This is a genomic window from Guptibacillus hwajinpoensis (assembly GCF_020171785.1).
Taxonomy (GTDB): Bacteria; Bacillota; Bacilli; order Bacillales; family Guptibacillaceae; genus Guptibacillus; species Guptibacillus sedimenti.
The window spans coordinates 570,312-584,077 of the sequence record NZ_JAIVAE010000002.1 but is presented as its reverse complement, the minus strand read 5'-3'; the positions used below and the strand labels follow the sequence as shown (position 1 = coordinate 584,077).

The following is a 13,766-nucleotide window of genomic DNA, read 5'->3' as shown; positions in this document are numbered from 1 at the left end:
AATAATATTATTGATTCTTAATTTAGAAAAATATGTATTTGAAAGAGAATCGTGATACAATGAGGTCAAAAAAAGGGGGATTGCAGGTGCGTAAGGATACACTCGGATATGCGTTGCGCGAACTTCGATTGTACCTTGGACTATCACAGTCCGATTTATCAGAAGGCATCTGTACACAAGCGTTAATAAGCCAGATTGAAAACAATGATGTATCACCTTCCGCAGAGCTCCTTTACCAGTTGGCATCACGACTTGGCGTTGATATTAATTATTTTTTTCATATGAAAGAGACACCTCGCCTTGATTATGTGAATGAAGTCATTCGACAGGTTAGGAAACACATTAAACGGCGCGAATATCGTGAAGTTGCTGAAATTCTTGAAGCAGAAGAAGCAAACCCGCTATTTCGAACAGTAAAGAATAAACAATTCTATCTGTGGCACAAAGCAATTTGCACCTATTATTTAGAACGAGACCCCCACTCTGCCCTTCAGCTTTTAGATGAAGCCCTACGCCTTACGACGACTACTTCCAAGAATTACTCTGAACGTGAAATCGAACTACTCATTAGCATGGCGATCTTGTATAGTGAGGAAAAAGATTGGGAACGCGCGCTACCGTTATTTCATAAAGCGCTCTATCATGTTCGCTTTTTCCCCATTATTAATGATGAAACGATTGAAATCCGTCTCTATTATAATTATTCCAAAGCTCTATCCACTTGCCGAAACTACGAGAAAGCTCTGTCCATTGCACGAGAGGGATTTCTACTTTGTCGCGAGAAACAGCGCCTCTATCTTTTTGGCGAACTTAGCTATCAGTGTGGCAAGCTTCACTATCTACTCGGAAAGCAAGAGTTAGCCTATGAATATCTCGCGACAGCCTCCACCATTTTTGAACTTGATCAAAACCAGGTTTTTAAAGAACATGTCGATCATTATGCAAAGAAAATCGGAATGATTCAAAATGCGTAGCTTATTTATGCTTTGTCTTTTCAATCAAGATAACGATGAAATTAAAGAGAGACACGAAGAAAAGTCCTGCCGTAATAAACAATGTGAGTTCTTCCATAGCATGTCCTCCTTTCATAAAGATCATGGACTATTCATTCGGTTTAATATAAATTGGAAAGGTGCAGACACACGACAGACCCTTTTCATTAATTAATGACAATAAGGTAGATCTTCATCTTGAACAACATATGATGATGCTTGAATCATGTCAGACGAATGATGAGGGGTGATCGCATATCCACTCATGAATACCAATGAGACGAGAAGTAATGCTGCCCATTTCTTCATCATGTCAACCCTCCTTTCATTACATTTATATTACAACGGAGCCAATATTTATGCATTCGCTCTATGCGCTCTCTTACTTCATAGAAAAAGCCCCATTGGAATTCCAATGGGGCTTTTCGATCTAATCAATAAACATGCTTATATTTTATGACAATTAAACGCATCAACTACCCTATTGACAGGCTCCTGATAACGCTCACGACTCCAAGAATTATAGCTAGGATGAGGAACGTCCTGCACGATCGTCCATTTATCACTCGATACATTTGCGAGTTCAAAATACTTTTGAGCAAATCGTCCACAGGGGACGAGCGTCAGTTCTCGATCGATCAGTTCCATCAAACGGTTTTTGAATTTTGTTAAAAGAAGTTCATTCACCTTAATTAACGCTTCATCTTTAAAAGGCGTTTTCTTTGCAGATGTTCGAATTGTACCCAGACAATCTAGTAACTCACGGTTGCTTTCTAGATCTTCAGATGCATAAGGTTTACCTTGCATTGGTATATTACACACATTTAGCAAACCGACTACATCAAGAGAAGGTCTTTCCAACTCTTCTTCTCGGTGCTTTTTCAATAATAGTCCAAGAGGCTTTGCATACTCCGGCCCAAAAAGCTTCTTTGACATCGTTGCACCTGAAGGACCAGCAACGGGTACGCCGTTTTTCACTTCCGCTACGTGTGGAGATTCTAATATAAAAACAAGCTTTGTTTTCGATGAGATGACTTCTGGCACTTCGTAATTTTTTGCAAGTGCTTGATATTGCCGTTCAAATTTTTCTGGTGTATCCATAAACCATTCCCTGCCTTTATCGATTTGCTACGTTATTTTCTTTTAAATACGATACGATTCGATCTCCCATCAAATGATAACCCTCATCATTAGGATGGAAAGCATCTTCATAAAGTAAGTTCTCCTCACTTTCAAGAAACAAATCAGCAACAGGTACAAACGTTGCATCAGTTGTATCTGAAACCGTTGAGCGACTTACTTGATTCCAATCATCCACAATTTCATTCATTTCAGGAATATCCCCAAATGCTTTCGAAAAGGGATTGAATAAACCCGTAAAATAAATTGGCGCATCGGGATTAAGGTTACGTATAGTAGCTAAAATAGTCGTCAGGTTTTCTAGGTAGATTTTCTTTTGAAGAGTGAAAAACTGCTGATCCAAATTCATAAAGTGATTTTTCACAACACCGAAAAGATCATTTCCACCGATCGTTAAAAAGATATAATCAGCCTTTTGAACCCCATTACGTACAGATTCTTGTTCAAGCCGTTTTAATAGATCCTCTGTTTCACTTCCTGTAATGGCATAATTATTTAGCGTGACAGTTGCATCTTGATCCTTTTCAAAATACTTATCACTTACATAGCCAATGTATCCTTCTTTTGCCTGGTCTCCAACTCCTTTTGTTAAAGAGTCTCCAAGTCCTATAATTCGAATTTCTTTTGGCTCGTCAAGATCCGGTTCCTCTTGAAACGCTTCCTGTATTTTATCACTAAGTGGGAGTGAATTCGTTTGTTCAGAGTGTGAATCCGTGTAGAAATAAAAATAGGTGAACGTCCCTGCCCCACTAAAAATTAAAAGAATCAGGGTGATCAACAACCATTTCATCCATCGCTTCATTGTCATTTTCCTTTTCTCTATCCATTGTTACTACTATTCTATCAAAAGGAGCTTATCTCGTACATGTGCTATTCAAAAGGGATTTCTTCGACAATAGCGTCTTGCTTCAATCGATATTGAATTTGTCTCGCAATGAGTTCATATCCTTGATCGTTCGGATGAAATCCATCTTCAAAAAATAAATTCTCATCAACTGAGCTAAACAATTCATAGATCGGTACAAATGTCGTACGATTATCCTTCTCTACGGTGTCTTGACTTGCGCCATTCCACCTTTGGACAATTTGATCAATTTCTGTCACCGATTGAAAATTCTCTAATAATGGATTATATAGGCCAATAAACAAAATCGGTGCATCAGAATTGATGCTTCGAAGACGTTTCATAATCGCATCAAGTCGTTCAACATAGCTTGTTTGTTCACGCTGGAAAACATCGATCTGTAAGTCTAGAAAATGTTCTTTCACAACTTTCATTAAATCATTTCCACCAATGCTCATGACGATCAAATCAGCTTCTGCAAGCGAAGATTTCGCATTATTTTCTACTAACATTTTATATAATTTAGGAGTTTGTCTACCATGAACCGCGTAATTTTCAACTAATATCGATGTATCCGTATCACGCTCAAGATTCGCTGCAAGCCTTCCGATGTATCCTTGATCTGTGGAATCCCCGCTACCTTTAGTGAGAGAATCACCGAGTCCTACAATTCGAATATCTGGATCAGTTACTGCTGTTTCAACTTTCTCAGGCTTTTGTTCTTCTTTGGTAGCAGTCACTTCTGGTTCTATATCCGTTTTAGCTTGATCATTTTTATTTGCTATTGATGAAATGACAGTTTCATTTGGTGCTTCACTCATCACCATCATGGATGCTGCTTGCTTTATTTCATTCAAACGCTGACTGCGGTATTCCATTATTGGTTTAACACTTAATAAAATACCTCCAGCAAGAATGAGGAATAAAAACAGCCATACTCTCTGTTTTTTCATTTAAAAAACCTCCTCATTACAATTCTTTTTATACCCTTATTGTATGAAGAATTAACGCAAAATACGAAATGCTTTCATTCAAGATATGGATTTATTGACATTTTTTCGTTCCATAACCTTTTTCTTTTTGCAAGTTCCCGTTACTTCTTTATAATAGTACGAGTAGAGCCGTTCGGCAAAGGAGGAAATGACACTTGAAAATGACAATTACAAAACCGGCTATGAACTGGTTTAAAAGAGAAATGGATCTTGAAAAAGGGGATCATCTCCGCTTTTTTGTACGCGTAGGTGGATGCAGTACTGTACAAGATGGATTCTCACTTGGCATGACTGTCGAAGAGCCAACTGAGCCTGCTCTTATGCTTGAAGAAGAAGGCATTACCTTTTTTGTAGAACAAAAAGACATCTGGTTCTTTGAGAATCAAGATTTCACTGTTAAATTCAGTCGAAATAAAGAAGAAATTCAGTTTGTGCACGGAAATTGATGTAAAAAACGCGAAAGCTTCTCGCTTTCGCGTTTTTTTAATAGATCTTTTTTAGTCGAAATCGCTGAATGTGAGAACATAAACCTTCTTGTTCAAGAATCCGAATTTGGTCGTCTCCAAGCAAGTCAAAATGCGGGAACATTTCCCGTTCGTGCATCCATTCTCGCTTTAAACCATACTGTTGGCCCCATTTTGCAAGCTTTTCTTTATCACTGCATCCCGCTTTAGTAACTGAATGAAATTGCGGAAAACGAGGATCATACCAAAAATGAGTTAATAAAGCGATTTCTCCCCTTCTAACCTTTGCTTTCCATTCTGCAAGCTCACCCTTCGACAAACCAAAAGCCATTATTCAACTCCAGTAGAAGCAGTCTGTTTTTTAGCATTCTCATACGCCTGATGCCATTCCGGAAACTTTCTTCGAATCGATACAGGACGGAACGTGTCTCGCTTCACACACGTATGCATGGATTCACCCGTCACGCAAATATCACCGTCTCCATTGATTACTTCATACCCATAATTAACGCGTAGACCATCATAAGAATCCACCCAGGTTTTGACGATGACTTCATCTCCATATCGAACTGGACGTTTGTAGCTTGCTTTTATATCCATGACCGGAGATAGAATCCCCTCTTTTTCCATATCAGCGTACCTGAATCCTAAATCATTTATTAAAGCTGTTCTGCCAAGTTCAAACCAAATAAGATAGTTGGCATGATAAACAACCCCCATTTGATCGGTTTCTGCGTATCGAACATCTATTGACTTAGTTGCTATGTACATCGTATTTCCTCTCCTAACTTCAACGTGGTGTCACTCTTATTTTAGCATAAACCACTCATGAAGCATGAATAAGAAGGACTGAATGACTCTAAGTCATTCAGTCCTTCTCTCACTTATTGTTTCGATTCATCTTTGATTTCATTGCGCATTGACTCAATACTTTGTTTTCTACGCTGATTTTTTTCTTTTATCGCCTTTTTTTGTGTATCGCTATCCGTAAATTCTAAAGATGCTTCTGCATCGTGAATGTTCTCAATCGTATCTTGTACCATGTTCTTTAGTTTCTCTGCGTTGTCTCGACGATCATCTGGATTTGATTTCAAAGTAAGCCCTCCTTGTTTAAAAGTGATATGACAAGGTATTACGAGCTTATTATGGCTTACTAATCCATGAGATATTCGCTTATGATTGGAGACTTTTAGGTAAAATCCCTTCTAGTTTTCCTTCATAATATAACATCTCTTTTCGAACATCGGCGGAACAGCCATTATTAAGAAGTATGTTCTCAGCTGCCGTGAACACTTGTTTCAACATACGAATGCCCATACGATAATCGACTGCCACATTCTCTTGGATTTGTTCTTCATAAGAAGATAATTCAACGAGAAGTCGGTAGGTGCATTCTAATAATCGAATTGGCACATCATTAGGGGAATGGTTTCCACCTTCCTCTAGGAATGATTGAAATTCGCGGTCATCTTCATCACACATAAGGAAAAAAGATCCTGGGACATCATGTAGGTCGTGCTCGATATCAGAAATTGTAAGACTCATGACCGCAAGCCTCGCTGCAAAACCACCTACAATTGATGCAGTACCACAACCATAAGGTGGCCCAGATGCTTCAAGCATACGGTAAATGTCGCTACCTAACTCTTCTTTATGATCCACTTCCATCACCTCTCCTATAGACCCATACCCTTTCTTCTTCTACTAAAATCTTCTAAATGGCTTCTTCAAAAATAATCGGGCTCATGTACGTTACGCTTTTTTTAGAAATCTCGATTAAATTCTGCCAGTATTCTTTCACACTTTCCGAATGATTTCCTTGATCAAAGCTAATTTGAAGCCAAGATAATTCCTCAAGAAGCCTTACAGAAGAGCCAATCCATATTTTTCTACCCTCTACTTGTAGCACAAATGGTTCTTCAAATCGAAAGGGAAGATAGATACCTGACTGGTTAGGATGAAGAATAAGGTGTTGAAAAATGGTCCCTTTAAATAAACGTGCATAGATGAGAAGGACCCGATCGTTTTTGGCCGCTGCTTTTTTCAGTTGATGAAGAGTTTGTGCTTCACCTAGCTCGAGACTTGCAATGGTCCGATCCCAATTTAACTCTTCTCGATATGGAACGAGATAACCCATTTGCTGCATTTTTATTTCAAGTTCTTTCACAAGAAGATCTTCATTTCGCTCTGCTTCACTACCCCTAGCTGTGATTGGTTCAATTCTTGCTGTAATTGTCATATTGTTCCCCCCGAAAACGTTTGTCTCCTAAGCTTTCGCGACCTTTCTTTCCTTTAGGACGACTTTACATGAAATGAAAAGAAGTTGTTAAAATTGAAATAAACCAGAAAGAGAGCTCCTTTCTGGTTGTCATCAGCCTATTTCCCTTTTGGAGGGGCGTAGTCCGGTTCAGCGTTTCCTTTTGTTTGCATCTGTTTTCCTTTGTTCCCCTCTGCTTCAGGATTCACAGAAGCGAGGTGATTAGGTTTAAATGATTTAGGGAACTTTTTTGGATTACTCAAATGAATCTCCTCCTTTACGCTATAGGCTGTGCAACTAGAGGAGAAATATCTACCCGTTTACAAATTTTTTGCATGTTTTTGTTCAAATTTATCTTCGATCCGGTCAATCGCTTTCTTATCACTCATTATTTCCAATTTATTTTGCATCACTAATTCTTTAAATGAAACCTTCTTAGACTTTCTCATATTAGTCTCCTTTCCTCTTCAACAGGTTTTAAAACCATTATTCCCGATTTACTGAAACTTATTACAAAAATCCGATTTTTTCGTTTATTATAATGAATTTTTCGTATTTACAATGTCGTAATAAATAAAAAAAGGATGGCATTTGCCATCCTTCCTAAGTTAATTTGCGATTTTATCGCGAAGAACCATTTGAAGAATACCGCCGTGGCGATAGTAGTCAATTTCAACTTCACTATCAAAACGAGCAAGTACTTTAAATGTTTGCGTTTCGCCTTCTGGAGAGGTTGCCGTTACGTTAATCTCATCACGTGGCTTCACATTTTCCGTGATTTCAACGGCAAATGTTTCTTTACCAGTGAGGTTATACGTATCTGCAGATTCACCATCTCTAAATTGAAGTGGAAGCACACCCATTAGAACAAGGTTACTACGGTGAATTCTCTCGTAGCTTTCTGCAATAACTGTTTTAATTCCAAGAAGGTTTGTTCCTTTAGCAGCCCAGTCACGTGAGCTTCCCATGCCGTAGTCTTTACCAGCAAGAACAACTAGACCTGTACCTTCTTCTTTGTATTTCATTGCTGCATCATAAATCGGCATAACTTCATCCGTGTTCCAGAATGTTGTCCAGCCGCCTTCAGTGCCTGGAGCTACTTCGTTACGAATACGAATGTTACCAAACGTACCGCGCATCATAACTTCGTGGTTACCACGACGTGATCCGTAAGAGTTAAAGTCAATTGGACGAACGCCGTTGTTTTGTAGATATTGTCCTGCAGGCATATCTTTAGCAATCGCACCAGCTGGTGAAATGTGGTCCGTAGTAACGGAATCGCCAAACTTCGCGATCGCTCTAAGGTCTTTAAGTTCGTGAATATCTTCAGGATCTTTAGAAAGATTCTCGAAGAATGGAGGGTTCTGAATATAAGTAGACTCATCGTCCCAGTTATAAAGATCTCCTTCACTCGTGCTTAGTTCGTTCCAGCGTTTGTTTTCGTCGAATACGGTTTTGTACTGACGCTTAAACATTTCTGGTGTTACTGTTTCAGCAACGGCTTGCTTGATTTCTTCTGCTGATGGCCATAGATCTTTCAAGAATATATCGTTACCGTCTTTGTCTTTACCGAATGAATCTGAATGAAGATCAAAGTCTACTGTGCCAGCAAGAGCATAAGCAACGACAAGCGGTGGTGAAGCAAGATAGTTTGCTTTTACTAGTGGGTGGATACGTCCTTCAAAGTTACGGTTACCTGAAAGTACAGAAGTCACCGTAAGATCGCTCTTCGCAATCGCATCTTCAATCTCTTCTTTAAGTGGACCAGAGTTACCAATACAAGTTGTACAGCCATAACCAACTAGGTGGAAACCAAGGTCTCTAAGGTAAGGCATAAGTCCAGACTTATCAAGGTAGTCTGTTACAACTTTTGATCCTGGAGCAAGGCTAGTTTTCACGTATTCAGGAACTTTTAATCCTTTTTCAACAGCTTTCTTCGCAAGAAGAGCCGCACCAAGCATAACGGAAGGGTTGGAAGTATTTGTACAGCTTGTAATCGCTGCGATCGCAACTGCACCTGTTTTCATCGTTACTTCTTTTCCGTCGTTAAATTTAACAACAGCTTCCTTGTCGAATTCTTTCTTATCCATACCTAGACCCTGGTTACCTTGTGGGGCAACAACTGCTTTATTGAACTCTTTCTTCATATCAGAAAGAAGAATTAGATCTTGTGGACGCTTAGGACCAGCAAGACTTGGCTCTACAGTTCCAAGATCAAGTTCAACTACGCTTGAGAATTCAGGATCTTCTGATTCTGGTGTGTAGAATAATCCGTTAGCGATGGAGTATTCACGCACAAGGTTAATGTGCTCTTCAGAGCGACCAGTTAGGCGCATGTATTCAAGCGCTTCTTCATCAACTGGGAAAAAGCTACATGTAGAACCTTGTTCTGGTGCCATATTGGAAATTGTTGCACGGTCAGCAAGCGGCATGCCTGATAGCCCTGGTCCGAAGAACTCAACAAATTTCCCTACTACTTTTTTCTCGCGAAGAAGCTGAGTTACTTTAAGAGCGAGATCCGTTGCGGTTGTTCCGCTTGGAAGTTCTCCAGTAAGCTTCACACCGATTACTTCAGGAACCGGGAAGTAAGAAGGCTGACCAAGCATTCCAGCTTCAGCTTCAATACCACCTACACCCCACCCTAGAACACCAAGACCGTTGATCATGGTTGTATGAGAGTCAGTTCCGAATAATGTATCTGGATAGGCAACATTCTCGCCATCAACAGTATTTTCTTGAACAACGTTTGCAACGTACTCCAAGTTTACTTGGTGAACGATTCCAGTCGCTGGTGGAACGGCGCGATAGTTATCAAATGCATCTTGAGCCCATTTAAGGAACTTATAACGCTCAAGGTTACGTTCAAATTCTTTATTCATATTAAATTCAAGTGCATCCTCAGATGCATATTTATCAACCTGTACCGAGTGGTCAATAACAAGATCAACTGGGATTTCAGGATTGATTTTGTCAGGGTCTCCACCGATATCAGCCATTGCTTTACGAAGTGACGCAAGGTCAACAACAGCAGGCACGCCTGTAAAATCTTGAAGAATAACGCGTGAAGGTTTAAATGGTACGTCAATATCTTTGTTTTGCTCGCTAGTTCCCCATTTAGCGAGGTTTTCGATGTGCTCTTCTTTAATGACTTTACCGTCATACTGACGTAATACGGATTCGAGCAAGATTTTGATCGTATAAGGGAGCTTGCTTACCTTAGCGATGCCTGCTTCTTCTAGCGCCTGAAGACGATAGAAGGAATATGATTTACCATTGGCATCGAATGTTGCTTTGGAATTATAAAGTTCATGATTTGCCATATGTAGTTCCCTCCTCCAAATTGCATAACAAAGCGGATGTCGAAAAAACGTTTTCAACTTCCCTTTATCCAGTTTAGTAAATTTCTAAACATAAGTAAATAACAAGATTGTTATTGCTATTGATAAGTCTAGCTTATCACCACATAATTCCCCCTGTTCAGGACATGTTAGAACGAGGGAGGTGATAACATTGGGAAAACGCAAAGCAAATGGTGTTCGTCCAGGTATGAATGATGCTGGCGCACAGGGAAACGGTGCTGGCTATGATAATGAGTATGCGCATGAGCATATGACTGCAGAACAGAAACAATATAATAAAAAGACAAAAAAACGCCAATAGAAGCAAAACCCGTCACAATTGGATGACGGGTTTTTTAATGTCACTCGTTGTTCATTTCTGCTTCAATGGACTGCAGATCCTGTTGAAACTGTAGCAACTGCGTGCGCTGATGTTCAGATGCGTTTACTAACGCGCTTTCGATCTGCTGTTTCGCCTCACCAACCTCTTGCTGAAGGTGTTTTAAATCTTTTCCATACCCACTGCTACTTACAACAATTTCTTTTTTAGCATCAACTGCCTGTTCATATCCCTGTTGAGCCGCCTGAAAGGATTGTTGCTTGTCTTTATTATATGGCATTCATTTAACCTCCTTTACTATTGCTTTCACCATAGTGTAACCATGTAACGACGTCCTATTCGATCAGAATAAGAGCCATCAACCTGTCCATACTAAGGAGTAAGGAGGGATTATTATGACTGAAAGTAATACGTTTAAAGATATTCGTAAAAACGCTCCTAAAGGCCACACTGGTCAGCCTGAACCCATGAAGGGTTCTCATAAAGTAAAAAACAGAAACCATACGCGACAAAAAAATGGTGAAGGATTCTAAACCCAAAGACAAAGGCGGCCAAACGGCCGCCTTTTATTCGTTGCTTATGTTCATCAATTCACTTAAAAGCACTTCTTCCTCTTCTGTCGTTACAGTTCTAAGGTCAATGAGGATTTTTTCATCCTTAATACGGGTAATGATTGGGCGATGACGCCTTCGAAGCTTTTCTTCGAGATCATTCACACTGAAACGGCCTGTTCGAATGGCAACAACAGATGTTGGCAATTCAACCGCAGGCATGGTCCCGCCACCAACTTGGGAAACACCCGCTTCCACATCAATTTGATAATGCGAACACTTCGTTTCAAGTCTTTCTTTGAAATGAATTGCACGCTTTCGCACTTCTTCTGGCGATACCGTAATATCTCTAATCGCAGGGATATTGTTTGCTTCTTCATACAAATGCTCGAGTAAGGTTGCCTCAAGAGCAGCAAGGGTAAACTTATCTACGCGTAATACACGTGCTAGTTGATGTTTCTTCAACCGATCCACAAGTTCTTTCTTACCAGCAATAATACCTGCCTGCGGGCCACCAAGGAGCTTATCACCACTAAAGGATACTAAGTCTGCACCAGCGGCAAGCGTTTCCTGAACAGTTGGCTCTTCTCCAATACCATCTTTACGATAATCATATAATGCGCCACTGCCTAAATCCTCATAAAAAATAATCTGTTGCTCATTTGCAATGGATGCTAATTGCTCACGCTCTACTTCTGCCGTAAAACCAACAATCGCAAAATTACTACGATGCACTTTCATTATCATCGCTGTTTCATCATTCACAGCTTGTTCGTAGTCAGCAGGATGCGTTTTATTCGTGGTGCCTACTTCCTTCAAGCGCGCCCCGCTCTCTTCCATTATTGAAGAAACCCGAAATGATCCGCCAATTTCAACGAGTTCGCCTCGTGATACAACCACTTCCTTTTCTTTAGCAAGGCCACTCAAAATCATGAAAACAGCTGCAGCATTGTTATTAACGATCATCGCTGCTTCTGCCCCTGTTGCCTTGCAAACCGCTTCTTCAACAATGGTGTGTCGAGAGCCTCGCCTTCCTTCTGCGAGGTTATATTCGAGGGTGGAGTAACTTTTGGCTACTTCAATCATATGATCTATTGCAGCATCGCTTAATCTCGCTCTCCCAAGATTCGTATGTAGAACGACACCGGTTGCATTAATAACCGGCACTAAATTAAAAGTATTTCGCGTTAATTTTTCTTGCACGCTTGCTATAATTTCAACCTGAAAACCATGGCGATCTTGAGCATCCCCGCTATACGTTTCATTTAGTAAAGAGGCACGAAGATCGTCCACTTCCTGTTGGACCATTTGTTTGAGAAGCTTCTGAGGGAGGTCGTTCCCTATGTTATCTTTCACCATCGTTTCTTGAATTTGATGAATCGGGGGTAGTTCTCTAAGTAATTTCAAACTCTCAACTCCTATATCGAAACGAAAGACACCCTGAACGGGGTGCCTTACTCGAACGTTCTGCTTTCCATTTTCTTAATAAATGATTCCACTTCCGGGTATTGACCTGAATCTTTTTTTGAATGCATCTGCAGATCATTTACCTTCACTTCAAACACACCACCAGAACCAGGTATCATTTCTAGCGAACTAATTTCCTGTCTGAAATGGTTAAATAGTGCTTCCGCGAAACTCGCGGCTTTTGGAGCATAGTTTCACTGCATGCAGAATTCGATCGTTACATGATACTTCATATAAGCTACCTCCTCTAATGAATTTCAAGTTGTACATACTATATCATTTCAAAAATACGAAGAAAAGATTTATACTCATGTTAGGAGGTGGTCATATGTCAAATGAAGAAAACATCCGTTTAACATCCCTATCGACAAAAGGTGGTTGAGGATGCAAAATCGGTCCTGAGGACCTGACGCAAGTTTTGCGTCAATTACCTAATAAGAAAAAAGATCCAAATTTACTTGTCGGTGTGGAAACCTCCGATGATGCAGGCGTGTACCGCCTAACTGATGAACTCGCCATGATTCAAACGGTAGACTTCTTTACACCTATCGTTGATGATCCATATATGTTTGGTCAAATTGCAGCGGCCAATTCATTAAGCGATGTCTATGCAATGGGTGGAGTTCCGAAAACCGTTCTTAACATAGTCGGTTTTCCGATCAAATCTTTGAACCCTTCCATTCTTGCAGAAATTTTGAAAGGCGCTGCTGATAAAGTTGATGAAGCAGGGGCTGTTACTGCTGGCGGACACTCTATTGATGATCAGGAGCCAAAGTTTGGTTTATCAGTGACAGGTCTCGTTCATCCAGATAAAATTCTGATGAACGTTGGCGCTAAGTCGGGAGACGCGATCGTGTTAACAAAACCTATTGGCGTTGGCATACAAACAACTGCCATTAAACCTGAAAAGTTAACCACTGAACAGCTTCAGCGCGTATCAGAAACGATGGCTGAGTTAAATAAAACCGCAGCTGAAGAACTATCAGGTCTATCACCTCATGCTGTAACAGATGTCACCGGCTTCGGTTTACTCGGTCATGCTTTTGAAATGGCAACCGGAAGCAACGTTAGCATTCAAATCGACTATAACAACGTGCCTATCTTACCTGGCACCGTTGAGCTAGCGGAGCAAGGTTATATCCCTGGTGGATCAAAAGCAAATCACCGCTGGATTGCTGATTCTGTCAGATACGAAAACCTCACAGAACTTGAGCAATTCATTTTATGTGATGCGGTAACTTCTGGTGGCCTATTAATTAGCATGCCTGAGCATGAAGCGAATGAATATGTATCACGGATGAATGCTAAAGGGAAATCAGCTTACATTGTCGGTCACGTGAATGACAAAGATGCATTTGCGATCACCGCAAGCAAATAAAAA

General features: G+C 40.2%; 20 protein-coding genes and 1 pseudogene. 5 read left to right on the top strand and 16 right to left on the bottom strand.

Annotated features, from left to right (window positions below; genetic code table 11):
• Positions 1 to 86 precede the first annotated feature (86 nt).
• Positions 87 to 974, top strand: a complete 888-nt coding sequence (locus LCL91_RS03480; protein WP_224879945.1) for a helix-turn-helix domain-containing protein — start codon at positions 87 to 89, stop codon at positions 972 to 974.
• A gap of 1 nt (position 975) precedes the next feature.
• Here the strand turns inward: LCL91_RS03480 and LCL91_RS22310 are convergent, their stop codons facing one another.
• From LCL91_RS22310 to LCL91_RS03460, 5 genes are all read right to left on the bottom strand, one after another.
• Positions 976 to 1,071, bottom strand: coding sequence for a putative holin-like toxin (locus LCL91_RS22310; RefSeq protein WP_425589651.1), 96 nt, complete (start codon positions 1,069 to 1,071; stop codon positions 976 to 978).
• 92 nt (positions 1,072 to 1,163) lie between these two features.
• Positions 1,164 to 1,304, bottom strand: coding sequence for a hypothetical protein (locus LCL91_RS03475; RefSeq protein WP_224879943.1), 141 nt, complete (start codon positions 1,302 to 1,304; stop codon positions 1,164 to 1,166).
• Between the two features lie 135 nt (positions 1,305 to 1,439).
• The gene (locus tag LCL91_RS03470; RefSeq protein WP_224879939.1) at positions 1,440 to 2,093 is read right to left on the bottom strand and encodes a uracil-DNA glycosylase family protein; all 654 of its coding nucleotides are present in this window, start codon (positions 2,091 to 2,093) and stop codon (positions 1,440 to 1,442) included.
• 16 nt (positions 2,094 to 2,109) lie between these two features.
• Positions 2,110 to 2,934 carry an SGNH/GDSL hydrolase family protein gene (locus LCL91_RS03465; RefSeq protein WP_224879936.1) on the bottom strand — a complete coding sequence of 275 codons (825 nt, stop codon included), beginning with the start codon at positions 2,932 to 2,934 and terminating at the stop codon, positions 2,110 to 2,112.
• 68 nt (positions 2,935 to 3,002) lie between these two features.
• Positions 3,003 to 3,929 carry a GDSL-type esterase/lipase family protein gene (locus tag LCL91_RS03460; RefSeq protein WP_224879934.1) on the bottom strand — a complete coding sequence of 309 codons (927 nt, stop codon included), beginning with the start codon at positions 3,927 to 3,929 and terminating at the stop codon, positions 3,003 to 3,005.
• Between the two features lie 194 nt (positions 3,930 to 4,123).
• Here LCL91_RS03460 and LCL91_RS03455 point away from each other — a divergent pair, with 194 nt between their 5' ends.
• Positions 4,124 to 4,414, top strand: a complete 291-nt coding sequence (locus tag LCL91_RS03455) for a HesB/YadR/YfhF family protein (RefSeq protein ID WP_160919379.1) — start codon at positions 4,124 to 4,126, stop codon at positions 4,412 to 4,414.
• A 37-nt stretch (positions 4,415 to 4,451) separates the two neighbouring features.
• On the opposite strand, the gene LCL91_RS03450 is transcribed toward LCL91_RS03455, so the two are convergent.
• The 8 genes from LCL91_RS03450 to acnA all read right to left on the bottom strand — a co-directional run bounded on the left by LCL91_RS03450 (position 4,452) and on the right by acnA (position 10,009).
• The gene (locus LCL91_RS03450) at positions 4,452 to 4,763 is read right to left on the bottom strand and encodes a hypothetical protein (protein WP_224879932.1); all 312 of its coding nucleotides are present in this window, start codon (positions 4,761 to 4,763) and stop codon (positions 4,452 to 4,454) included.
• On the bottom strand, positions 4,763 to 5,203 hold the full coding sequence (locus LCL91_RS03445; RefSeq protein ID WP_224879930.1) for an acyl-CoA thioesterase: 441 nt from the start codon (positions 5,201 to 5,203) through the stop codon (positions 4,763 to 4,765). Before LCL91_RS03445 ends, LCL91_RS03450 begins: the two co-directional genes overlap by 1 nt.
• 113 nt (positions 5,204 to 5,316) lie before the next feature.
• Entirely contained in the window at positions 5,317 to 5,526 is a 210-nt protein-coding gene (tlp, locus tag LCL91_RS03440) for a small acid-soluble spore protein Tlp (RefSeq protein WP_224879928.1), read from the bottom strand.
• 79 nt (positions 5,527 to 5,605) lie between these two features.
• Complete coding sequence (locus LCL91_RS03435) at positions 5,606 to 6,100, bottom strand: hypothetical protein (RefSeq protein WP_224879927.1); 495 nt, start codon at positions 6,098 to 6,100, stop codon at positions 5,606 to 5,608.
• 46 nt (positions 6,101 to 6,146) lie between these two features.
• Positions 6,147 to 6,671 (bottom strand): hypothetical protein, encoded by a 525-nt coding sequence (locus LCL91_RS03430; protein ID WP_224879925.1) that lies wholly within the window; start codon positions 6,669 to 6,671, stop codon positions 6,147 to 6,149.
• A 137-nt stretch (positions 6,672 to 6,808) separates the two neighbouring features.
• Complete coding sequence (gene sspN / locus LCL91_RS03425) at positions 6,809 to 6,952, bottom strand: small acid-soluble spore protein N (RefSeq protein ID WP_098443515.1); 144 nt, start codon at positions 6,950 to 6,952, stop codon at positions 6,809 to 6,811.
• A gap of 57 nt (positions 6,953 to 7,009) precedes the next feature.
• Positions 7,010 to 7,138, bottom strand: a complete 129-nt coding sequence (locus LCL91_RS03420) for an FbpB family small basic protein (RefSeq protein ID WP_098443514.1) — start codon at positions 7,136 to 7,138, stop codon at positions 7,010 to 7,012.
• A gap of 159 nt (positions 7,139 to 7,297) precedes the next feature.
• On the bottom strand, positions 7,298 to 10,009 hold the full coding sequence (gene acnA, locus LCL91_RS03415) for an aconitate hydratase AcnA (RefSeq protein ID WP_224879922.1): 2,712 nt from the start codon (positions 10,007 to 10,009) through the stop codon (positions 7,298 to 7,300).
• 190 nt (positions 10,010 to 10,199) lie between these two features.
• Between acnA and sspO the strand changes: the two genes are divergently transcribed.
• Positions 10,200 to 10,349: a small acid-soluble spore protein O gene (sspO, locus tag LCL91_RS03410; protein ID WP_098443512.1), complete on the top strand. Its 150-nt coding sequence runs from the start codon at positions 10,200 to 10,202 to the stop codon at positions 10,347 to 10,349.
• Positions 10,350 to 10,389: 40 nt separating this feature from the next.
• Here sspO and LCL91_RS03405 read toward each other — a convergent pair whose 3' ends face one another.
• Positions 10,390 to 10,647, bottom strand: a complete 258-nt coding sequence (locus LCL91_RS03405; RefSeq protein ID WP_159782439.1) for a hypothetical protein — start codon at positions 10,645 to 10,647, stop codon at positions 10,390 to 10,392.
• Between the two features lie 115 nt (positions 10,648 to 10,762).
• Between LCL91_RS03405 and LCL91_RS03400 the strand changes: the two genes are divergently transcribed.
• Positions 10,763 to 10,900, top strand: coding sequence for a small acid-soluble spore protein P (locus LCL91_RS03400; protein WP_098443510.1), 138 nt, complete (start codon positions 10,763 to 10,765; stop codon positions 10,898 to 10,900).
• A gap of 33 nt (positions 10,901 to 10,933) precedes the next feature.
• Here the strand turns inward: LCL91_RS03400 and selA are convergent, their stop codons facing one another.
• Both selA and LCL91_RS22175 read right to left on the bottom strand, forming a co-directional pair.
• Positions 10,934 to 12,325 carry an L-seryl-tRNA(Sec) selenium transferase gene (gene selA, locus LCL91_RS03395; RefSeq protein ID WP_224879921.1) on the bottom strand — a complete coding sequence of 464 codons (1,392 nt, stop codon included), beginning with the start codon at positions 12,323 to 12,325 and terminating at the stop codon, positions 10,934 to 10,936.
• A 47-nt stretch (positions 12,326 to 12,372) separates the two neighbouring features.
• A pseudogene (locus LCL91_RS22175) lies at positions 12,373 to 12,567 on the bottom strand (Rdx family protein); the annotation flags it as partial.
• Positions 12,568 to 12,713: 146 nt separating this feature from the next.
• Between LCL91_RS22175 and selD the strand changes: the two are divergent.
• Positions 12,714 to 13,763 (top strand): selenide, water dikinase SelD, encoded by a 1,050-nt coding sequence (selD, locus tag LCL91_RS03385; protein WP_224879919.1) that lies wholly within the window; start codon positions 12,714 to 12,716, stop codon positions 13,761 to 13,763.
• Positions 13,764 to 13,766: the final 3 nt, after the last annotated feature.